This window comes from Bacillus sp. PPSBB_11 (assembly GCF_038023285.1).
GTDB lineage: Bacteria > Bacillota > Bacilli > Bacillales > Bacillaceae > Bacillus > Bacillus altitudinis.
The window spans coordinates 423,105-441,635 of the sequence record NZ_CP150633.1 but is presented as its reverse complement, the minus strand read 5'-3'; the positions used below and the strand labels follow the sequence as shown (position 1 = coordinate 441,635).

General features: G+C 40.5%; 23 protein-coding genes, 1 tRNA gene and 1 riboswitch. Of the genes, 17 read left to right on the top strand and 7 right to left on the bottom strand.

The features are described from left to right. From V7L95_RS02200 to V7L95_RS02145, 12 genes are all read left to right on the top strand, one after another. Positions 1–384 (top strand): phage tail protein, encoded by a 384-nt coding sequence (locus V7L95_RS02200; protein WP_017359000.1) that lies wholly within the window; start codon positions 1–3, stop codon positions 382–384. 15 nt (positions 385–399) lie between these two features. Continuing rightward, positions 400–1,278, top strand: coding sequence for a hypothetical protein (locus tag V7L95_RS02195; RefSeq protein WP_076820988.1), 879 nt, complete (start codon positions 400–402; stop codon positions 1,276–1,278). A 10-nt stretch (positions 1,279–1,288) separates the two neighbouring features. Continuing rightward, positions 1,289–1,618, top strand: a complete 330-nt coding sequence (locus V7L95_RS02190) for an XkdW family protein (RefSeq protein ID WP_008344076.1) — start codon at positions 1,289–1,291, stop codon at positions 1,616–1,618. After that, entirely contained in the window at positions 1,615–1,788 is a 174-nt protein-coding gene (locus V7L95_RS02185; RefSeq protein WP_017359001.1) for a phage portal protein, read from the top strand. The genes V7L95_RS02190 and V7L95_RS02185 overlap by 4 nt, the downstream gene beginning before the upstream one ends. A gap of 7 nt (positions 1,789–1,795) precedes the next feature. After that, the gene (locus V7L95_RS02180) at positions 1,796–2,926 is read left to right on the top strand and encodes a pyocin knob domain-containing protein (protein ID WP_008344072.1); all 1,131 of its coding nucleotides are present in this window, start codon (positions 1,796–1,798) and stop codon (positions 2,924–2,926) included. A gap of 33 nt (positions 2,927–2,959) precedes the next feature. Next, positions 2,960–4,378 (top strand): hypothetical protein, encoded by a 1,419-nt coding sequence (locus tag V7L95_RS02175; protein ID WP_340967906.1) that lies wholly within the window; start codon positions 2,960–2,962, stop codon positions 4,376–4,378. Positions 4,379–4,380: 2 nt separating this feature from the next. Beyond that, positions 4,381–4,728 (top strand): hypothetical protein, encoded by a 348-nt coding sequence (locus V7L95_RS02170; RefSeq protein WP_008344067.1) that lies wholly within the window; start codon positions 4,381–4,383, stop codon positions 4,726–4,728. After that, the gene (locus V7L95_RS02165; protein WP_008344064.1) at positions 4,729–4,875 is read left to right on the top strand and encodes an XkdX family protein; all 147 of its coding nucleotides are present in this window, start codon (positions 4,729–4,731) and stop codon (positions 4,873–4,875) included. Between the two features lie 55 nt (positions 4,876–4,930). Next, positions 4,931–5,143: a BhlA/UviB family holin-like peptide gene (locus tag V7L95_RS02160; protein WP_008344062.1), complete on the top strand. Its 213-nt coding sequence runs from the start codon at positions 4,931–4,933 to the stop codon at positions 5,141–5,143. Between the two features lie 12 nt (positions 5,144–5,155). Then, complete coding sequence (locus V7L95_RS02155) at positions 5,156–5,419, top strand: phage holin (protein ID WP_008361671.1); 264 nt, start codon at positions 5,156–5,158, stop codon at positions 5,417–5,419. Between the two features lie 19 nt (positions 5,420–5,438). Further along, entirely contained in the window at positions 5,439–6,260 is an 822-nt protein-coding gene (locus tag V7L95_RS02150) for an N-acetylmuramoyl-L-alanine amidase (protein WP_017359002.1), read from the top strand. Between the two features lie 102 nt (positions 6,261–6,362). Beyond that, positions 6,363–6,809, top strand: a complete 447-nt coding sequence (locus V7L95_RS02145; protein WP_017359003.1) for a hypothetical protein — start codon at positions 6,363–6,365, stop codon at positions 6,807–6,809. Between the two features lie 59 nt (positions 6,810–6,868). Here the strand turns inward: V7L95_RS02145 and V7L95_RS02140 are convergent. Then, positions 6,869–6,941, bottom strand: a tRNA-Ala gene (locus V7L95_RS02140). Between the two features lie 72 nt (positions 6,942–7,013). Next, positions 7,014–7,571, bottom strand: coding sequence for a GbsR/MarR family transcriptional regulator (locus V7L95_RS02135; RefSeq protein ID WP_017359004.1), 558 nt, complete (start codon positions 7,569–7,571; stop codon positions 7,014–7,016). Positions 7,572–7,777: 206 nt separating this feature from the next. On the opposite strand from V7L95_RS02135, the gene betB reads away from it, so the two are divergent. Both betB and V7L95_RS02125 read left to right on the top strand, forming a co-directional pair. Next, entirely contained in the window at positions 7,778–9,247 is a 1,470-nt protein-coding gene (betB, locus tag V7L95_RS02130; RefSeq protein WP_008344052.1) for a betaine-aldehyde dehydrogenase, read from the top strand. A 27-nt stretch (positions 9,248–9,274) separates the two neighbouring features. Then, positions 9,275–10,483, top strand: coding sequence for an iron-containing alcohol dehydrogenase (locus V7L95_RS02125; RefSeq protein ID WP_008344050.1), 1,209 nt, complete (start codon positions 9,275–9,277; stop codon positions 10,481–10,483). A 40-nt stretch (positions 10,484–10,523) separates the two neighbouring features. Here the strand turns inward: V7L95_RS02125 and V7L95_RS02120 are convergent, their stop codons facing one another. Further along, entirely contained in the window at positions 10,524–11,003 is a 480-nt protein-coding gene (locus tag V7L95_RS02120; protein WP_017359005.1) for a DinB family protein, read from the bottom strand. A gap of 205 nt (positions 11,004–11,208) precedes the next feature. On the opposite strand from V7L95_RS02120, the gene V7L95_RS02115 reads away from it, so the two are divergent. Together V7L95_RS02115 and V7L95_RS02110 are read left to right on the top strand one after the other, a co-directional pair. Beyond that, positions 11,209–11,739, top strand: coding sequence for a hypothetical protein (locus V7L95_RS02115; protein WP_017359006.1), 531 nt, complete (start codon positions 11,209–11,211; stop codon positions 11,737–11,739). Between the two features lie 11 nt (positions 11,740–11,750). Beyond that, complete coding sequence (locus tag V7L95_RS02110) at positions 11,751–13,298, top strand: flotillin family protein (RefSeq protein ID WP_008344044.1); 1,548 nt, start codon at positions 11,751–11,753, stop codon at positions 13,296–13,298. Between the two features lie 31 nt (positions 13,299–13,329). On the opposite strand, the gene ftsW is transcribed toward V7L95_RS02110, so the two are convergent. Genes ftsW through V7L95_RS02095 form a run of 3 tightly spaced genes read right to left on the bottom strand, consistent with a single transcriptional unit; the run spans position 13,330 to position 16,276 of the window. Next, the gene (gene ftsW, locus V7L95_RS02105; RefSeq protein WP_340967896.1) at positions 13,330–14,472 is read right to left on the bottom strand and encodes a putative lipid II flippase FtsW; all 1,143 of its coding nucleotides are present in this window, start codon (positions 14,470–14,472) and stop codon (positions 13,330–13,332) included. Further along, complete coding sequence (gene rodA, locus V7L95_RS02100; RefSeq protein WP_340967894.1) at positions 14,469–15,623, bottom strand: rod shape-determining protein RodA; 1,155 nt, start codon at positions 15,621–15,623, stop codon at positions 14,469–14,471. Before rodA ends, ftsW begins: the two co-directional genes overlap by 4 nt. A gap of 14 nt (positions 15,624–15,637) precedes the next feature. Next, positions 15,638–16,276 carry a DUF1232 domain-containing protein gene (locus V7L95_RS02095; protein ID WP_048003075.1) on the bottom strand — a complete coding sequence of 213 codons (639 nt, stop codon included), beginning with the start codon at positions 16,274–16,276 and terminating at the stop codon, positions 15,638–15,640. Between the two features lie 169 nt (positions 16,277–16,445). Here V7L95_RS02095 and V7L95_RS02090 point away from each other — a divergent pair, with 169 nt between their 5' ends. Further along, entirely contained in the window at positions 16,446–17,000 is a 555-nt protein-coding gene (locus tag V7L95_RS02090; protein ID WP_060781331.1) for a GNAT family N-acetyltransferase, read from the top strand. Positions 17,001–17,240: 240 nt separating this feature from the next. Here V7L95_RS02090 and thiT read toward each other — a convergent pair whose 3' ends face one another. After that, positions 17,241–17,816, bottom strand: a complete 576-nt coding sequence (gene thiT / locus V7L95_RS02085; RefSeq protein WP_060781330.1) for an energy-coupled thiamine transporter ThiT — start codon at positions 17,814–17,816, stop codon at positions 17,241–17,243. A gap of 96 nt (positions 17,817–17,912) precedes the next feature. Beyond that, a riboswitch (TPP riboswitch) is annotated at positions 17,913–18,015 on the bottom strand. Positions 18,016–18,531 lie beyond the last annotated feature (516 nt).

Here is an 18,531-nt window from a genome sequence, read left to right as displayed (position 1 = left end):
ATGGCTGATCAATTAACCGTAACCACACTATATGCACGTCAACAAATGGCAAAGGCACGAGCAGAAGGAACAAAACTCACAAAAGTCGTCAAAATGGCGTTCGGAAATGGAGGAACAAAGGATGGAAAACCGATCTCTCTTGACGGAACCGAACAAGCACTCAAAAAAGAATTGATTCAAAAAAATATTGATTCGTTTACCTTCATGGAACCGGCAAAAATCCGCTACACCTGCACCATCGCTGAAGGAGAACTAGCAGGCGAAGTCATCAATGAACTAGCCCTTGTCGACGAAGCCGGCAAATTCACCGCCATCCGCACCATGACAGACAAACAAAAAGACGGCGACATCGAATTTGTTTTTGAGATTGATGATATTTATTAATGGAGGGGAAAAGAAGTGGACATAAAAACACCTTTACCGTTTGAAACCTCTGACAAAGCCCATGCCAACTTATTTAACCGGATGGTCGATACACTTGTGGAGAATGACAATGCGCTCAGTCAACAAATAGCAGGGATCACGAATGAAAGTTTATTCAAATTAACAGGCGATCAAGCCATTCAAGATGCATCAGTCAGCGGCGAGGAATATCCAATAGGTATTACGTTTATGGATATTGGACAAGCGAATGATACCGGTTATCCTACGAGATTTGGCTTTGTGAAAAATGAAAAATATAGTAACTTTCGATTTATTCAATATTACTATGGAACTGGAAACGAAGCAGGCAGCTATTTTGATAGTACAGGTACGTGGTGTCGTCACTGGTGGACGGGGTCTGGCTGGACTGAATGGCACAAAATCTCAGGGTTTTGTCATGCCAATATAGGTACAACTGGAAAGCAGTTATTAACCAAAGGAGAGTATCAAAAAGTCCTTTTTAATCGAAAAATTAAAGACAGTCATAACAATTTTGATATCAAAAATAATCGGTTCATCTGCCCTGAAAACGGAATGTATTCAGTGAATGCAGGTGTTTATATTGAAAGCTTTCAACGATACGCGAACTTTGAATTATCGATCTATTTGAATGGAAAAAGATATAAAAATATTGCTCACCATAGACAAAGCCCTGCAAGCCCATCTGATACATTGAGCTTAAGTACCGGGCTTTATGGTGCTGCCAATGTGCCAGCGAATAAGGGAGACTATTTAGAAATGTACCTATATGTAGGGTATGACGGAGACGTTAGTCGATATGTGTCGGAAAATTCAGGCTGGTACAACTATTTCGACATTACAGAAATAGGCGGACGAAATTTCCCGAGAGTATAGGAGGATTCTGATGATTTTATATGAAGCCATTAAGTATAAATACCCCGATGCAGACCCGCAAAAAGATTTTGAACTTAGAAATGACGGAGACGGTTCGTATATAAACGAGTGGCATCTAGATGTGCCCGAGCCAACGGTAGAAGAATTGAAAGAATGGTGGGAGGAATGTCAAATCAATCCAAGATATCAACCACCTCTGCCGCTAGATTATCTAGCACAAGAAGTAGCTAAAGAAAAGCTAATGAGAAAACAGCTTGAACATCAATGTGATCATTTAACAAGCGAACTAAAGAAGCTAAAAAATGAGATCCTTTTATTTAAAGGAGATAGTGAATCATGAATTATTGGGTAATGGCATTATATTTTAAATGGGTGACCCCTGAATTGGTCAAACAAGCAGTCGAACTAGGTGATTGTTCAATGGAAGATTTAAATGAAGGATATGAGCAAAGAATTCTTACTCTAGAGCAGCTGAAAGAAATGGCACCAAGCATCAAAGAAAGGGAGTGAAAATTGAATGGAAGTAAAAGAACCAAAGCCTTTTGAAGTAAATGATAAAGCACATGCTGATTTGTTTAATGACATGGTCAAAGTACTTCTTGAAAATGATCATAGATTAATAGAGCAGTTCTTAAAACATACAAATGATGCGAAAGTACACGCATCTGAAATAGAAAAGAAAAAATGGAATGATTCACAGAGCTATAAAATCACAGCAGATAGTGGAAGACAGCTGATCAATGTGTCAACTGACGGAAGAATATTTGATGCGATAAAAGATAAAGGAACTTGTACATTTTATGCAGCTGCTGGTGTGGAGGATTCCCCGGCTTCATCGAATGTTTCAATCAGGGGACTGCAGACAGTAGGACAAGAAAATATCGGCACTGGCTTTGCGGTGGATAGTTCTGGGATTGCTTATTCCTTTTATTATCAGACCGGTCATACATCGATTACTTGGACAAAGCTGCCTACAGAAAGCGATAGAAACAGGTGGGATAACGGTCAATTAGTAAAAATCACTCAAGATAATGGAAAGCCCTTTTATCATGGATTTTCTAGCGAGACAGACTACAATACCCTTACTGAGACAGGGATGTATCTCATATATAATACAGGAGTAAACGGTCCCTCTTCTTCCTTGAATCGAGTGTTTTTATTGGTCATGAGTTATGGCAATACATTAGTTCAAATAGCTTATGAATCTGTTTATGGGAAGAACACCTACTTTAGAGTTCTTAAACACAATGCAGAATCATGGACACCTTGGGAGAAGCAAATAACGCTTTCCGATTTATTAGATGGTGCTTGGGAAACACCTAAAGAAATTAAAGGCAACTGGCAAGAATATGATCCTGTTAATTTACCAGTTAAATATCGAAAGAATCTCTTAGGGGAAGTCGAGATCGTAGGTGCGATAAAAGGTGGGATTTTAGGAAATAATCCAGTGTTTAACTTGCCTGCACCATATCGGCCGCAGCAAGCGATGCATTTTATAGGAGTTGCTTCAAGTATAGGAACACCAGGAGTACCTCAATTTCATCGTACATTAATAGATAAGAATGGAAATGTATGTGTGCAGTCGTCTTCAAATAATGCCAATCCTACTGAGTTTATTACATTTGGTTTTAAGTTCAGTACAAGATAATGTAATAAAACTGAAATGTGGAAGGAGAATCAGATGGAGATAAAGACGCCTCGTACTTTCAAAACCAGTGACAAAGCCCATGCGGAACTGTTTAATGACATGGTTAAAGTAATTCTTGAAAATGATACTAGACTACTGGATCAAATCAATCAACACAAAAATGACACGACATCTCATGCATCCGAAACAGAAAAGCAGAAATGGAATCAATCCCAGCTCTATAAAATGACGAATGATAACGGGGCCCAGTTGGTCAATATCCCTGCTGGCGGGAGTATTTATAATGGAATTAAATCTTTAGGTGCCTGTTCTTTTTATGCGCCAGGAGGTTCTGGAGTAGTCGATTCTCCCGCAATCGGGAATGCGGCTTTAAGAGGCTTTCAGTTAGTAGGTCAAAATAACATCGGTGTAGGAATTGCAATTGATACATCGGGCAACGCATTTTGTTTTTCCTATCATGTGAATGATGTCAGAATCAACTGGCTTCAATTACCTACTCAAAATGAAAGAAATAAATGGGATGCAGGACAATTATCTAAAATTACTGCTGATGACGGAAGGGCTTACGAAAGAATTAATGCAAATGATCCTAGTATTTTAGATAAGCTCACAAAATTACCAGGCGTCCATTCGTGGTATATCCATGAAGCACACCCTGATCTGCCAACAAGAAGTTCTATGAGAGCCTTATCTGTTTTTAGTGAAAATACCTATGGCTGGATTATAGGGGCAAATAATACAGGTGATATGTACATCAATCGATCAACGACTGATGTCACGGGCACTCAGCAAGAATGGAGCGGGTGGAAGAGGCTGAACGATCATCCATTATTAAATGCAAATGGAACTAGAATGCTTATTCCAACTGGCACAGATATACTCACCTTGCCCTCTGGTTTTTATTATGTCTCTGGAACGAATGCAGTGAATATGCCAACGACGACCGATGCCTCGTGGTTTAATGTAGATATTCTAGAAGCAGCCGGTAAACGTAAGACTCTTCATATCATTAGAAGTTATGACAATATGCATTGGTTTGGAACAGTGCATACTGATGGTGTTTTTACTGGCTGGAAACGTTTGTTAACCGACACAGAGAAAATAGAATGGAAGTCCCCAACCACTCTATTAAACGGATGGAAACAATATGGCACTCAAAAAGTGCAATTTTATAAGAATCCATTTGGAGAGGTGGAGTTAATTGGAGCTATGACAGGAGGTACTATAGGTTTTGAAGTACCTGCTTTCACATTGCCAAGTGGTTATCGTCCTATACAGGGGATGCATTTTATAGGGGTAGCATCAAGTATTGGTGCTGCTTCAACACCGCAAACACACAGGACACATATTAATACTGATGGTAATGTGTATATACAAAGCGTTTCCAATACGACAAATACAAATGAATTTATTACTTTCGGCTTTAAATTCATATCGGCACAGGAGGGATAAAATTGAAATGGATATATAAATACGATGATAAATTCAATTACATCCCGGGAGAAGAAATAGAAATTGAAGAAGGCGAAGACATCCTAAAAGGGCATACAGATGTAAGACCTCAAGATGGTTTGTATAAAGGTAAATACAATGAAGAGAAAAGGGCATGGTATGAGTCGGCAACTCTAGAATACATTGATCACTTTCAGGTAAAGCCGCTGCCAACATCAGATATGGATCTATTAAAACAGCAAAACGCCGATTTGCTTGAGCAGCTGGCCGAGTCAGAAAAGAGAGCAAAAGAACAATCAAAAACAACATCAGAACTTGTCATGCTGCTGACTGAAAAGGGGGTTATGTAATTGGATTGGTTCCGTAGTATTTCATTGTTCTATCAATGGAAGTGTTATGAAAATGAAGATGTAGCAAAATTTGTTCGTTTCGAGAAGATTACGCCGGAACAATACAAAGAAATAACAAACGAAGAATATGCAACTAACGCTGAATAGGCGTTTTTATTTTGCCTTCTTTAGAATGTGCAAAGTGAGGGAGTAGGTGAGTGTAGTGGAAATGGATTTGACTCAATATTTAATGACACAAGGACCGTTTGCGGTGTTGTTCTGTTGGGTGCTGTTTTACGTATTAAACACAACAAAGGAAAGAGAAAACAAACTCAATGAGCAAATCGAGGCGCAAAATGATGTGTTAGCAAAGTTTAGTGAGAAGTATGACGTCGTGATCGACAAGCTCGATAAAATTGAACGGAATTTAAAATAGGAGGAAAACATCATGAAAACATTCGACAAAGGCACTGTGATTCGCACAGTGCTTCTTTTTATTGCGCTTATCAACCAAACGCTTGTCATGTTTGGACAAACGGTGCTGCCGATTAGCGAGGAGCAAGTGCAAACCGTAGGAGAGGCACTATATGTGGCAGGTTCCACAATTTTCACTATGGTCACTGCCGTGATCGCTTGGTTTAAAAATAATTATGTGACCTATAAAGGTCAATTGCAAAAAGATGCCCTGAAACAAAGAGGGTTAACAAAATAATTTTTGAAGGAGAAACAATATGGTGAAGATCATTCAAGCACTCATCCCAAAACAAAATCGCAACAGGCCAGGAAACAGTATGAAGCCGCTCTATATTACGGTGCATAATACATCGAACACTGGACGGGGGGCTGATGCGGCAAATCATGCAGCATTTGTTGCTCGGGCAAGTACCGGGGTTAGCTGGCACTACACGGTCGATGATCAGGTCATTTATCAGCATTTGCCACTAAACGAAAATGGCTGGCACGCAGGAGATGGCAGGGGAACCGGCAATATGAAATCAATTGGAATTGAAATTTGTGAAAATGCAGGCGCTAATTTTGAACAGGCTGTTAAAAACGCCCAATGGCTTATTCGGAAACTGATGGGGGATTTAGGAATTCCTTTATCAAACGTGGTGCCACATAAGCATTGGAGCGGGAAGGAGTGTCCGCGTAAGCTGTTAAATCGGTGGGATGGCTTCAAAGCTGGTATTGCATCAGCATCTACAAGTCAAATGACAACAGCTAAACCTGTGAAAGAAACATCTATCAAAACCATATCAACGAGATCAACATCTAAAACCAACAAGGTCAAAAAAACATACAGTTTGCCTGCAGGTATTTTAAAAATGACGAAGCCTCTTACAAAAGGGTCAGCTGTAAAAGCTGTACAACAAGCCTTAGCATCGATTTATTTTTATCCTGATAAGGGAGCGATCAACAATGGAATCGATGGGTACTACGGACCCAAGACTGCGAATGCAGTGTCTCGATTTCAAATGATGCATGGGTTAACCCCGGATGGCATATATGGTCCAAAGACCAAAAAAACATTAAGTAAGGTCATAGAAAGTTAACACATATGGAATGAATCAACCCTTATCTATTATAAAAAAGTAAAATAAAACCATTTTTGGCGTTATTTGTTGTATAATGGTAAAAATGAATGGAGGGGTTGTATGAAGCGGATATGTGTAATGATGTCTCTTTGTTTCATTGTCATGTTCCATTTTAATATGGAAAAGGTTGCAGCTAAGACCATTTATCGAGAAGTAGAAGTTGATTTCATCATGACGGAACAGGAAAAAGATCTGTGGGTACCAGGAGGTCAAAATAATCCTGAACAATATCCATCTACTTATGGCTACCAATTTTCTATACTAAATGCAGAGGGTTGTACTTTAGAGGTGACACTCTACAGAACATCCTTATCAGGAACGGATTTTCCGTCATCAGTCAAAGAGTATACAGGTAACCAATATGATCTAAGTGCAACAGACCGAATTTTATCAAGTGGGCGCTACATTTATAGACCCCATGGTATTAAACTGACCAAAAAAGAAGGCTGTGGGGATGTTGAGATAAAAGGAGTCTTTGGTTATCAAATTCAAGAACCAGACAAATAAGCTTTTATGAGTAAAATCAAATGAAAAAGCCTATCCATCATTGGATAGGCTTTTGATAATGGAGCATAGCGGGATCGAACCGCTGACCTCTACGCTGCCAGCGTAGCGCTCTCCCAGCTGAGCTAATGCCCCGAAGCATTACGACATAACTTATTATAATCAATCCTCCTGTAAAATTCAAGCTGTAAAACACAAACACTCCGGCTATTTTTCTTTCTGATCAATCGGAATATAGTCAAAGATTTCTCCCGAATGAACCGAGTGGGCTAATCGTCTAAGCCAGTCGTAGTAGGCTTTTGAGCTTTCAAGCTGTTCAATGAGCTGTTTCGCTTCCTCTCTTTCATGTTCCTCCGCCTGATCATCACGAGCTACACCTTGAAGGCGTTCTTGCGCTTCTTCAATCGCTGCTAGATTAACCTCGACCTCTCGTTCCCATTTTTGCGGGAAGAAGTTCATGAAAAACTTAAAAAAGTCTTTCTCAGCAACAAAGCTGTGTTTTCTTCGGCCGCGGTGAAAGGTCTTTTTGACAATATTCATGTCTTGCAGTTTTTTCACACCCGTACTCATACTAGGCTTACTCATTTGCAGCTCTTCACGCATTTCATCCAGCGTCATTTCCTCATTTAAATACATCGTCCCATATAGAATACCCGCACTTCTAGTAATGCCATAGAGATCCATTGTTTCAGCGATGGAATCAATGACGAGATCTTTAGCAGCTAAAATGCGTTCTTCTGCTTGTGGCTGTTCCTGCTTTTTCATCTTGTCCCTGCTTTCTATTAAGTGAATTCAATACGTTCAAAAAAATCTTTATGGACTATATGTTAACGAAAGAATGCAAAATGTCAAAATAAAAGAAGCATATCCCCCTTTGACAGAAAAATTTGAACATGTTAAGTTAATTATGTTCAAAACATTAAATTTTTATTTAACAAACTTACCAAAGAGAATCAGAGGAGGTTCCTTCTATGAGTCAAACACTATTTATCGATGGACAATGGGTTGGCGCTAAGAGTGGCGACACAAGAGATATCATCAATCCATTTAATCAAGAAGTGATCGCGACAGTCAGTGAAGGATCAAGAAATGACGCGCAGTTAGCCATTAAGGCAGCGAGAAAAACCTTCGATCAAGGTGATTGGGCAAACATGCCTGGACTTGAAAGAGGAAATATTGTGTTTAAAATTGCTGAATTGATTAGGCGAGACCTAGATGAATTAGCCAAATTAGAATCACTTGATACCGGCAAAACATTAGAAGAAAGCAAAGCGGATATGGACGATATTGCGAACGTGTTCCAATATTATGCGGGGCTTGCTGATAAGGATGGCGGGGAAATCATTGCATCGCCTATTCCAAACTCAAAAAGTGAATTAGTCCGAGAACCTGTCGGTGTATGCGGTCAAATCACTCCTTGGAACTATCCATTGCTTCAAGCGAGCTGGAAAATCGCTCCTGCACTTGCAGCTGGAAATACAATCGTACTAAAGCCAAGTGAAATTACACCATTAACCACGATCAAAGTTTTCAAACTTATGGAAGAAGCGGGTGTTCCAGCAGGCGTTGCCAACTTAGTACTTGGACCTGGAGCAACTGTTGGAGATGAGCTGGCTGTCAATGACCAAGTCGATTTAATTTCATTCACAGGCGGTATTGAAACAGGTAAGAAAATCATGCAGGGAGCCAGCGGGAATGTGAAGAAAATCGCCCTTGAGCTCGGCGGGAAAAACCCGAATATCGTCTTTCAAGATGCTGATTTAGACGTAGCGGTTGACCAGGCAATGAATGCTGTGTTTTTCCATGCAGGGCAAGTGTGTTCAGCAGGTTCACGCTTGTTAGTGGAAGAATCTATTCATGATGAATTTTTAGAAGAACTGGTGAAGCGTACGAAAAAAATCAAGCTAGGCAACGGCTTTGATGAAGGAACCCAGAGCGGACCGCTCATCTCAGCTGAGCATCGAGAAAAAGTAGAAAAATACGTCAGCATCGGTTTAGACGAAGGCGCAACATTAGAAACAGGTGGGAAACGACCTGAAGCAGAGGAGCTTCAAAAAGGGTTCTTCTACTTGCCGACGATTTTTTCAGGCTGTACATCAGACATGCGAATTGTACAGGAAGAAGTGTTTGGACCAGTCCTCACTGTCGAATCCTTCCGATCAGAGGAAGAAGTCATCGAGCTGGCAAATGACACGATTTATGGTTTAGCAGGAGCGGTGTGGTCTTCTGATATCGGCAAAGCCGAACGAGTGGCTCGTCAATTAAGATTAGGCACGGTATGGATCAACGACTTCCATCCTTATTTTGCCCAAGCACCGTGGGGCGGGTATAAACAATCAGGTCTTGGACGTGAATTAGGACGTACGGGCCTTGAAGAATATACGGAACTAAAACATTTATATCGAAATACAAAACCAGAAGCGGTTCATTGGTTTAAATAAATATCACTTATCTGGAGGAGATTCTATATGACTTTAAATATGAAAATTGAAAGCATGCAAAAATTCCATACGTTTGAAATTCCGACTGTCATCAAGCATGGCATTGGGGCAGTGAAACATGTTGGGGAAGAAGTGAAAGCATACGGCGTTTCAAAGGTATTGCTTGTCACAGATCCTGGTATTTATCAAGCGGGTGTTGTAGATCCAGTGATTGCTTCATTAAAAGAAGCACAAGTTGATGTGGTTCTATTTAATAAAGTAGAACCAAACCCGCCAGTCCGTTTAGTGAATGAAGGATCTGCGTTATATGAAAAAGAAGGCTGTAATGGTTTAGTCGCAGTAGGCGGCGGAAGCTCAATGGATACAGCGAAGGCTATTGGTGTGGAAGCGACTCATGAAGGATCAGTTCTTGATTACGAAGCGGCTGAGGGGAAAAAACCGCTTGAAAATAGAATCCCTCCGTTAACCACCATTCCGACAACGGCTGGTACAGGTTCAGAGGTCACGCAGTGGGCAGTGATTACTGACGAAGAAAGGGAATTCAAATTCAACACAGGTGGCCCACTCATTGCAGCTCACCTAACAGTGATTGACCCTGAGCTTCATGTATCTATGCCGCCGCATGTGACGGCTATGACGGGTATCGATGCGCTTGCGCACGCGATCGAATGCTATACGATGAAGTTTGCTCAGCCAATTACAGATGCGGTAGCGCTCATGGCCATTGAATATGCTGCTCATTATATTCGCCGTGCCTTTGCTGATGGAGAGGATTTAGAAGCAAGATATGGAATGGCACAAGCTGCGATGCTTGCAGGACTTTCCTATGGAAGTGAATCAGCTGGTGCAGCCCATGCGATGAGTCAAACGCTTGGGGGTATTATTCCTGTCGCACATGGCCAATGTGTAGCGGCAATGATGGGACCTGTCATGGAATATAACTGGAAAGGGTACCCAGAGAAGTTCGCTCGAATTGCGCAAGCATTCGGAATTGATACAAGCAGAATGACAACAGAGGAAGCTGCAAAAGCAGCAGTGAATTGGATGTATGATTTAGTGGAAGACCTAGAAGTTCCTTCATTAGAAGAACAAGGTGTACCAAAAGATATGATCGACCGTTTATCTAAAGAAGCAATGAAAGATCCGCAAACAGTTGGAAACCCAAGAGACCTGAACGAAAAAGCATACAACTGGATTTACGCCCGCTGCTTTGATTTAACACCTAAAACAGTGTAATAATGAAAAAAGGCTCCCAAAAGGGAGTCTTTTTTATATCTTATAGCTGTTCTTTAATTTCTTTAATTTGATGAATATGGCGCTTTTCATGTGCGCCGATAAAATCAAGGTATTGCTTTAATGAAAGCTCTTCAAACACAGGATGTGCAATCACGCGTTTGAAATCTTCATCTGTAAACGTTGATAAAATTTGATTTAATTTCTCACGAGCTGTATCAAGCTCATCTTTTAAATGTGTAGGTGTCACATGCTTGCGCTCTGGTTCAACAATACTAGGCGCGGTGGCTTTTTTTGAACGATCCTCTGCCATTTCAACTGGTTTTGGCTTATATTCTTTGATTGGTGCTTTTTTCCCCTCGGCAGCTAGATGTTTTGCTGAAATTAGGTCCATTTTCTTTAAATGATCTGCAACCTCTTGAATGCTCCAAGTATCATCAGATAATTTTTGATTCAATTGTTCTTCGTTCAAACCTTGCAGCTCTTGCCACAATTCTTGTCTTGCATCATGTAATAAACTCATTTCTCTCACCTCAAGATCAAATTTTATCATACTGGTACAAGACAATCATTCTTTAGCTATCCGAGAAATCCTTTAATGAATTGTGATGAAAAATGAAACCTTTACAAAAGTGGTTCGTATTACCTGTTAGAAGGAATACACTTGGATGTGAGCATGGTCTAAATGAATGAAAGGCTGCTCATTTCATAAAGAAAGGGTGAGGAAGATGGATGTGTTTGGGCTGCCTCTTCAGACGCTGTACTTATACATATTGATGGTATCAGGAATCCTGACGCTTGTTTTCGTCTTTTTTGGCGATGTATTTGATGGATTGTTTGAAGCGATTCCTGTCCCGTTCCTTCAACCAACATTGATCCTCGCATTTCTTACCTTTTTCTCGGCTGGAGGATTTATCTCTGAAAAAACAGCAATTGTAGGAAGTGGACTTGGCGCAGTATTATCTGCCATCCTCGCAGTGGTTCTCGTTACTTGTTTAAATGTATTTGTCTTGGTCCCGCTTTCCTCTGCTGAAGAATCTCTTTCATATACGGAGGCCGACCTAAAAGGAAGAACTGGGGAGATCATTGTATCTGTACCAAAAGATGGGTTTGGAGAAGTGCTGTTAATTAGTAACAGCGGGAAAATCTCAAAGCCTGCCGTCAGTTTCGACGAAGAGGAGATTCCATATGGAACCCGGGTGCTGGTCGTCGAAGTGAACAAAGGCGTGTTATCTGTTATACCAAATGAAGAAATCTAGGAGGGAATGCTATGCCAGGAACAACCATATTAATTATTATTGGAATTGTGCTTGTGATTCTCATTGCACTTATTGGTGTATTTGTTTCGAAATACCGGACAGCTGGTCCAGATGAAGCATTAATCGTCACAGGAAGTTACCTCGGAAGTAAAAATGTCCACGTGGATGAAGGTGGAAACAAGATTAAGATTGTAAGAGGTGGAGGTACCTTTGTACTCCCTGTTTTTCAACAAGCAGAGCCGCTCAGCTTACTATCTAGCAAGCTAGATGTTTCAACGCCTGAAGTCTATACTGAACAAGGTGTACCAGTCATGGCCGATGGAACGGCGATCATTAAAATTGGCGGATCAATTGAAGAAATCGCCACTGCAGCAGAGCAGTTTTTAGGGAAAACAAAAGAAGATCGTGAAAATGAAGCAAGAGAAGTACTAGAAGGACACCTTCGCTCCATTTTAGGGTCAATGACAGTTGAAGAGATTTATAAAAACAGAGAGAAATTTTCTCAAGAAGTACAGCGTGTCGCTTCTCAAGATCTAGCGAAAATGGGTCTTGTCATTGTATCGTTTACAATCAAAGATGTCCGTGATAAAAATGGCTATTTAGAATCACTAGGTAAACCTAGAATTGCTCAAGTGAAACGCGATGCAGATATTGCAACAGCAGAAGCAGATAAAGAAACACGTATCAAACGTGCAGAAGCAGATAAAGATGCGAAGAAATCTGAGCTTGAGCGTGCCACTGAAATCGCTGAAGCAGAAAAAATCAATGAGCTGAAAAGAGCAGAATTCAGACGTGAACAAGATACAGCAAAAGCAAGCGCCGACCAAGCGTACGATCTTGAAACAGCTCGTAATCGTCAGCACGTAACTGAACAAGAAATGCAAGTCAAAATCATTGAACGTCAGAAGCAAATTGAATTAGAAGAAAAAGAGATACAGCGTCGTGAGCGTCAATACGATTCTGAAGTGAAAAAGAAAGCAGATGCGGACCGTTATGCTGTTGAGCAGTCGGCTGCGGCGGAAAAAGCGAAGCGTCTTGCAGAAGCAGATGCGAAGAAATACAGCATTGAAGCAATGGCAAAAGCAGAAGCAGAGAAAGTTCGGATTGACGGGCTTGCCAAAGCGGAAGCCGATCGCGCAAAAGGGGAAACAGAAGCAGAAGTCATTAGGTTGAAAGGACTTGCGGAAGCAGAAGCGAAAGAGAAAATTGCAGAAGCATTCGAACAGTATGGTCAAGCGGCGATTCTTGATATGATTGTGAAAATGCTACCTGAATATGCGAAACAAGTATCTGCTCCACTTTCTAACATTGATAAAATTACAGTTGTTGATACAGGCGGTAACGGGGAAGGCAGCGGTGCCAATAAAGTGACCGGCTATGCGACAAACCTTATGTCCAGTCTTCAAGAAAGTCTGAAAGCTTCTTCTGGAATTGATGTTAAAGAAATTATTGAGAATTTCTCTGGCAAAGGCAATGTGAAACAAAGCATCCAAGAACTGACGAATGAAATCAAACAGCCAAGAAAAAAAGAAATCGCTGATCGTCAAATAGAAGAATAAAAATCAAAAGACACCTTCTGATAGAGGGTGTCTATTTTACTTGGGGCACATGCCGGTCTCTTTTGATAGATGAAGAAAGATTCACAAGAATGCCTGCGGATATCATCATGAACACCAATGAAGATCCGCCGTAGCTAATAAAGGGAAGAGGAATGCCTGTAATGGGGAGAAGCCCAAAGACAGCTCCTAGATTAAAGACTGCTTGAATCATGATTTGAAAAGTAAGCCCGATCGTTAATAGCTTTCCAAATGGATCTTGTAAACCTTGAACGATTCGAACGGCGCGATACATGATGAGTAGGTAGGCACCCAACACAAACGACAGCCCCATGATTCCCAGCTCTTCACTGATGATGGCCATAATAAAATCTGTATGGGCTTCAGGAAGAAATCCTAGTTTTTGAATGCTTCCGCCTAAACCATTCCCGGTAAACCCTCCTGAATTCATGGCGAGATAAGAATGGATCAGCTGATAACCATCTCCATCCTCATACATGAAAGGATCACGAAAAGAAGTGATTCGTTTCAAGCGATAAGGAGCGGTCACAGCAAAAAAAGTGATCCCTGCCGCAGCCGTCGAACCTAGTAGAATGAGGTGGCGTGTTTTAAGTCCAGCACATAATAAGACGATACCACAGCTCAATAAAATAGAAACTGCTGTACCTAAATCTGGCTGTTTTAAAATCAATAAAAAAGCTAGACTTAAAAGAAGAAGTGGAGGCAGTACTCCTTTTTTAAAGGATGTAATGTACGCTTGTTTCCTTGCATATACATAGGCAAAATAGATGATCATCACTAATTTCACAGCCTCAGACGGCTGGATGATCAGAGAGCCCAATTGAATCCATCGCTGTGAATTGTTTTTGACAACACCAATTCCAGGAAGCAGGACAAGGATAAGACATAACAATGACAGCATCACAAGCCACCGAATCCATTTACGGTAAGCTTGATATGGAACCAGGGCCGCAGCGATAAAAAAGAAGAACCCAATCAAAAGCCATTGCCACTGTTTCATGAAGAAGTAGCTGCCCTGTCCATATTTTATTTCGCCTAAAGGATAACTCGCACTGTACACCATCAGCAATCCAAAGAAACAAAGACAAACAATCGTCCCAGCAAGAATGTGGTCGATTTTTTTTAGGTGAGAAAGAATCAATGACATCACCTTCAATCCCAGTTACGTCCAAACATGTAGGATGAGGACCTCAGATTGACACTAAACACAAGGCCAATGGCGATCATATTGGTTAAAAGCGCACTGCCCCCATAGCTGATAAAAGGAAGGGCAAGACCAGTCACGGGCATTAGCCCTACTGTCATCCCTACGTTTTGGAAGACTTGAAAGACGATCAGTCCAACCACCCCAGCACATATATACAGCCCATAAAGGGTATTCGCATGCATAGCCACATGAATCATTCGATAGATCATCATAAGATATAAACAGATCAATAGGGAGGCGCCGATAAAACCAAACTCCTCACCAATAACTGCAAATATAAAATCTGTATGGGCTTCAGGGATATTTCCCCCTTGTACTTGATTTCCATTTGTATAACCGCTTCCTGATAATTGTCCTGACCCAATGCCAAGCATTGCTTGTTTCAGTTGATACCCATATGTCGAATCAAATTCATCAGGAGAGAGCCATCCATAAATGCGATCAAGCTGATGAGGTTTAATCACTTTTGTAAAGTGCTCAAAATGTTCATTGTGCAAGTAGGTCAAAAATGCAAGAAGCGCGAGAAAAGAAGCGATTAATGCAGCGATCATCTTACTTGAAATGCCTGACACAAGCATCAGTGTAAAAGCGATAGACAAGATCACAAGTGCCGTCCCCAAATCTGGCTGAATTAAAATCAGGAAAAAAGGAACAGCGGTCCAGCATATAATTTTCATTGTGGGAATCATGCTTTCTTTAAATGCAAAGCGCTGATGTTTGTATCGATTTAAAATAGCCGCTAACAGAAGAATGACAAAAATTTTCATAAATTCTGATGGTTGCACTTTCATGGGCCCCAAGCTGATCCATCTTTGGGAGCCATTTTGATTCGTGCCAAAAAAATGAACGAGAATGATGAGAAAGAGACCACCTGCAAATAATCGAAAAGATAACCGCTCAAGCAGTTCATAATCAAAGTAAGCAACTGCCGCCATAAGGCCAAAGCCGACGATATACCAGAAAACTTGCCTTTTGACGAAATAAAACATATCTTGCGTTTCATACTGTCCCGATCCGCTATACACAGCTAGTAGGCTGATCACAAAGAAGCAAATGACAGTGAATAATAATGCGAAGTCAATGCTGTTCTGTTTTTTCATGTCTCCGTCACCTGCTATGACCTATTTGTCAGCTGGTTTAATACGACCTGCACCGCTGCAGCGTCATCAATATAGCCGATCGGAAAAATATAATCTGGTATTAAATCAACGGGCATAATGAAGTAAAGTAATGCGCCTCCCATCAACATCAATTCTCGAGAAGTCCCCCGTCCGCTCATGAACGAGTAGTACATGCTTTTCAATTGATCAAGAAATGGTCCAACACCGCTTATCGTATCTATCTTTTTTTCAAAATTTGCTGAGATTGTTTCTTTTCCCTCATCTGATTGACTATAGATCTCATATTCATTTAACTTCTGTTTCAATTCATTCTCGCTGAACGTCCCGTCATAGACATCATGATCTTTCAGCGTTCGCTCAATCTCTTCTACGGCTTGAATGAACGTATTACCGTGAACTCTTTCGTTTTTAATTGAAAATCCAGCCGTGGCCAATAGATGATCTAAAGAAATGTGTAGAGCATCTGAAAGCCGCTGTAAATGGTTCAAAGTCGGTTTTCTTTTTCCGTTCATGATTCTAGACAGTGTGGCTTTATCAATTTCTGTTTGTGTACTGAGTTCTCTTAATGAAAGAGAACGTATTTGCAGTTGTTCTTTTAAAAACTGCCGAAGCTCAGTTGTTTTAAATTCCATCTCTTCTTTCCCCTTTTCATAAAGTTCAACTCTTCAATAGAAGAAGTCGTACCCAATATATAGGGGTGTTGACAAAATGTCAACGAATATCCATTAGGGATTGAATTTTATAAAATAGCAACTTATCATATGAAACATAGAGTAGGAAATTGCTAAAAGGGGTGTTCAGATGAAGGTTAGACATGCAGTACATAATGATATTCCTAAAATTGCCGAAATTCATGTGAAGAGCTGGCAAACGACTTATCACGGCATTATTTCACAAGAGTATTTAGATGCTTTGAATGTAGAGGAGCGGGAAGAGAGCTGGAGAAGCAGGTCGCTTGAAGGCACGTTTGTCGCAGAGGATGCTGACGGAGTATTTGGTTTTGCTTCCTTCGGAAAACAGCGTGATGAGAGATATTCAATATATGATGGTGAGCTTTATGCCATCTATTTGTTGCAGAGAAAACAGAAATCAGGAGCGGGTATGGCTTTGATTGCAAAAGGTGTGGATTATTTAATAGAGAAAGGCTATCAGAATATGCTGCTCTGGGTATTTGAGCAAAATTCAGCAAAGCAATTTTATCAAAAGCTTCAACCCAGTTTTGCCGTCACCAGCCAGTTCGAGATGGCTGGTGAGAAACATGAGGAAATAGGGTATGGATGGGAACTGTCTGTACTAAGTGATCATGTTCAACAAATTATATCGTCAGCTTCCAATAATAATGAGAGAAAAAAGTAAAAAGGGTGGCGAGTAAAATATAAGATATAAAAGGAGAAGCCTCTACTTTCCCTTTCACACCTGCTATTTTTAATGCCTCATAGAAACTTGCCAAAAAGTAGGCGAGACTGAGGATGTAACAGCACAGCATAATGGAGTAAGGATTCATTGTCGTACCTCCAGCATGAAATCTTCTACTATTAATAGATTCAATAGAGCAGCAAATTATGCATAAAAAAATAACCCGCTGAAGCAGCTGGGTTATTTTTGTTGAGGGAAAACCAAACGAGACGCACTAGGGATGAGTAAACAAAGAACAATACTACAAATGATAAATGAAGGAACCATATATGTGCTGTTATAAACTAATGAATACACCCATCCTGGTGTTCCTTTTGGTGCATATTGAGAAAAGAAAACTACGCCTGAAATAAAGAACGTCAGCAGCCTGAAAAAACTGGCGACAAATACAGCTAGGATAATATAGAAGAATTGTTTCTTTCGCTTTTTATCCTGAATGGCTTTTTTAATTGATCCTGAGAATAGCCCGCTTAAACAAATCACAACAGATGCGACAAAGTAATCGAGAAATCCTTGTACAGGTGTAGCAATAATAGGATTGTTCATCAGCTGCAGTCCTGCGATTAACACACCGATGATAAATCCAGCAGACACGCCCCATCTAATGGACATGAGGATGACAGGAATCATGATCAGTGCAATTGACCCGCCGTTTGGCATTCTTAAAAAGAGACCTGATAAATAATCTAAAACAAGTGCAAGAGAAGTCATGATGGCGATCTCCATCAGTCGTACTAATTGATTTGATTGCTGCATAAAAAAATCCCCTTTTCACGAATTGTGCAAGGAGAGACCATGTCAGGATGAGTATGTGATTCATAGAAAAACATATCGGCTTGCATACATGCATGTATGCAAGTGATTCCACATTCCTACTTCAGTATTAACTGACAGGTTCAAAGGGTCAGAACAACGAATTGTTCACTCTCAGCACGAGGCTCCCCCTGCGGTTATTAAATTTCAATCTATTATAAATATACTAAAGACCTACAGGATCAACAATAGTGAATTATGGAGTTAAGCCCTTTTTGTACGAATATATAGGAAGAGATCAGGAAAAATAAATTATTTAGAAAAAATACTTGTTTCTTCTTTTAAAAGGTGTTATATTTGTATTCGCCGCTGAAACAGCGCGGTTGAGAAATAACATTCAAGAAAAAAGTTGTTGACTTCATCTTGATAGAATGTTATATTAATAAAGTCGCCTCTGAGCGAAAATGAAGATGATCTTTGAAAACTAAACAAGACAAAACGTACCTGTTAATTCGAGTTTTTATAAAAAAATCCTATGATACTTCATAGGTAGTCAGTCAGACTGACGAGGCAGGAAATGATCACATGCTAAGTTCGCTACATCGTGTAGCAACGCATGTGTGATATGCATCCTGCATACCTCGGAGAGTTTGATCCTGGCTCAGGACGAACGCTGGCGGCGTGCCTAATACATGCAAGTCGAGCGGACAGAAGGGAG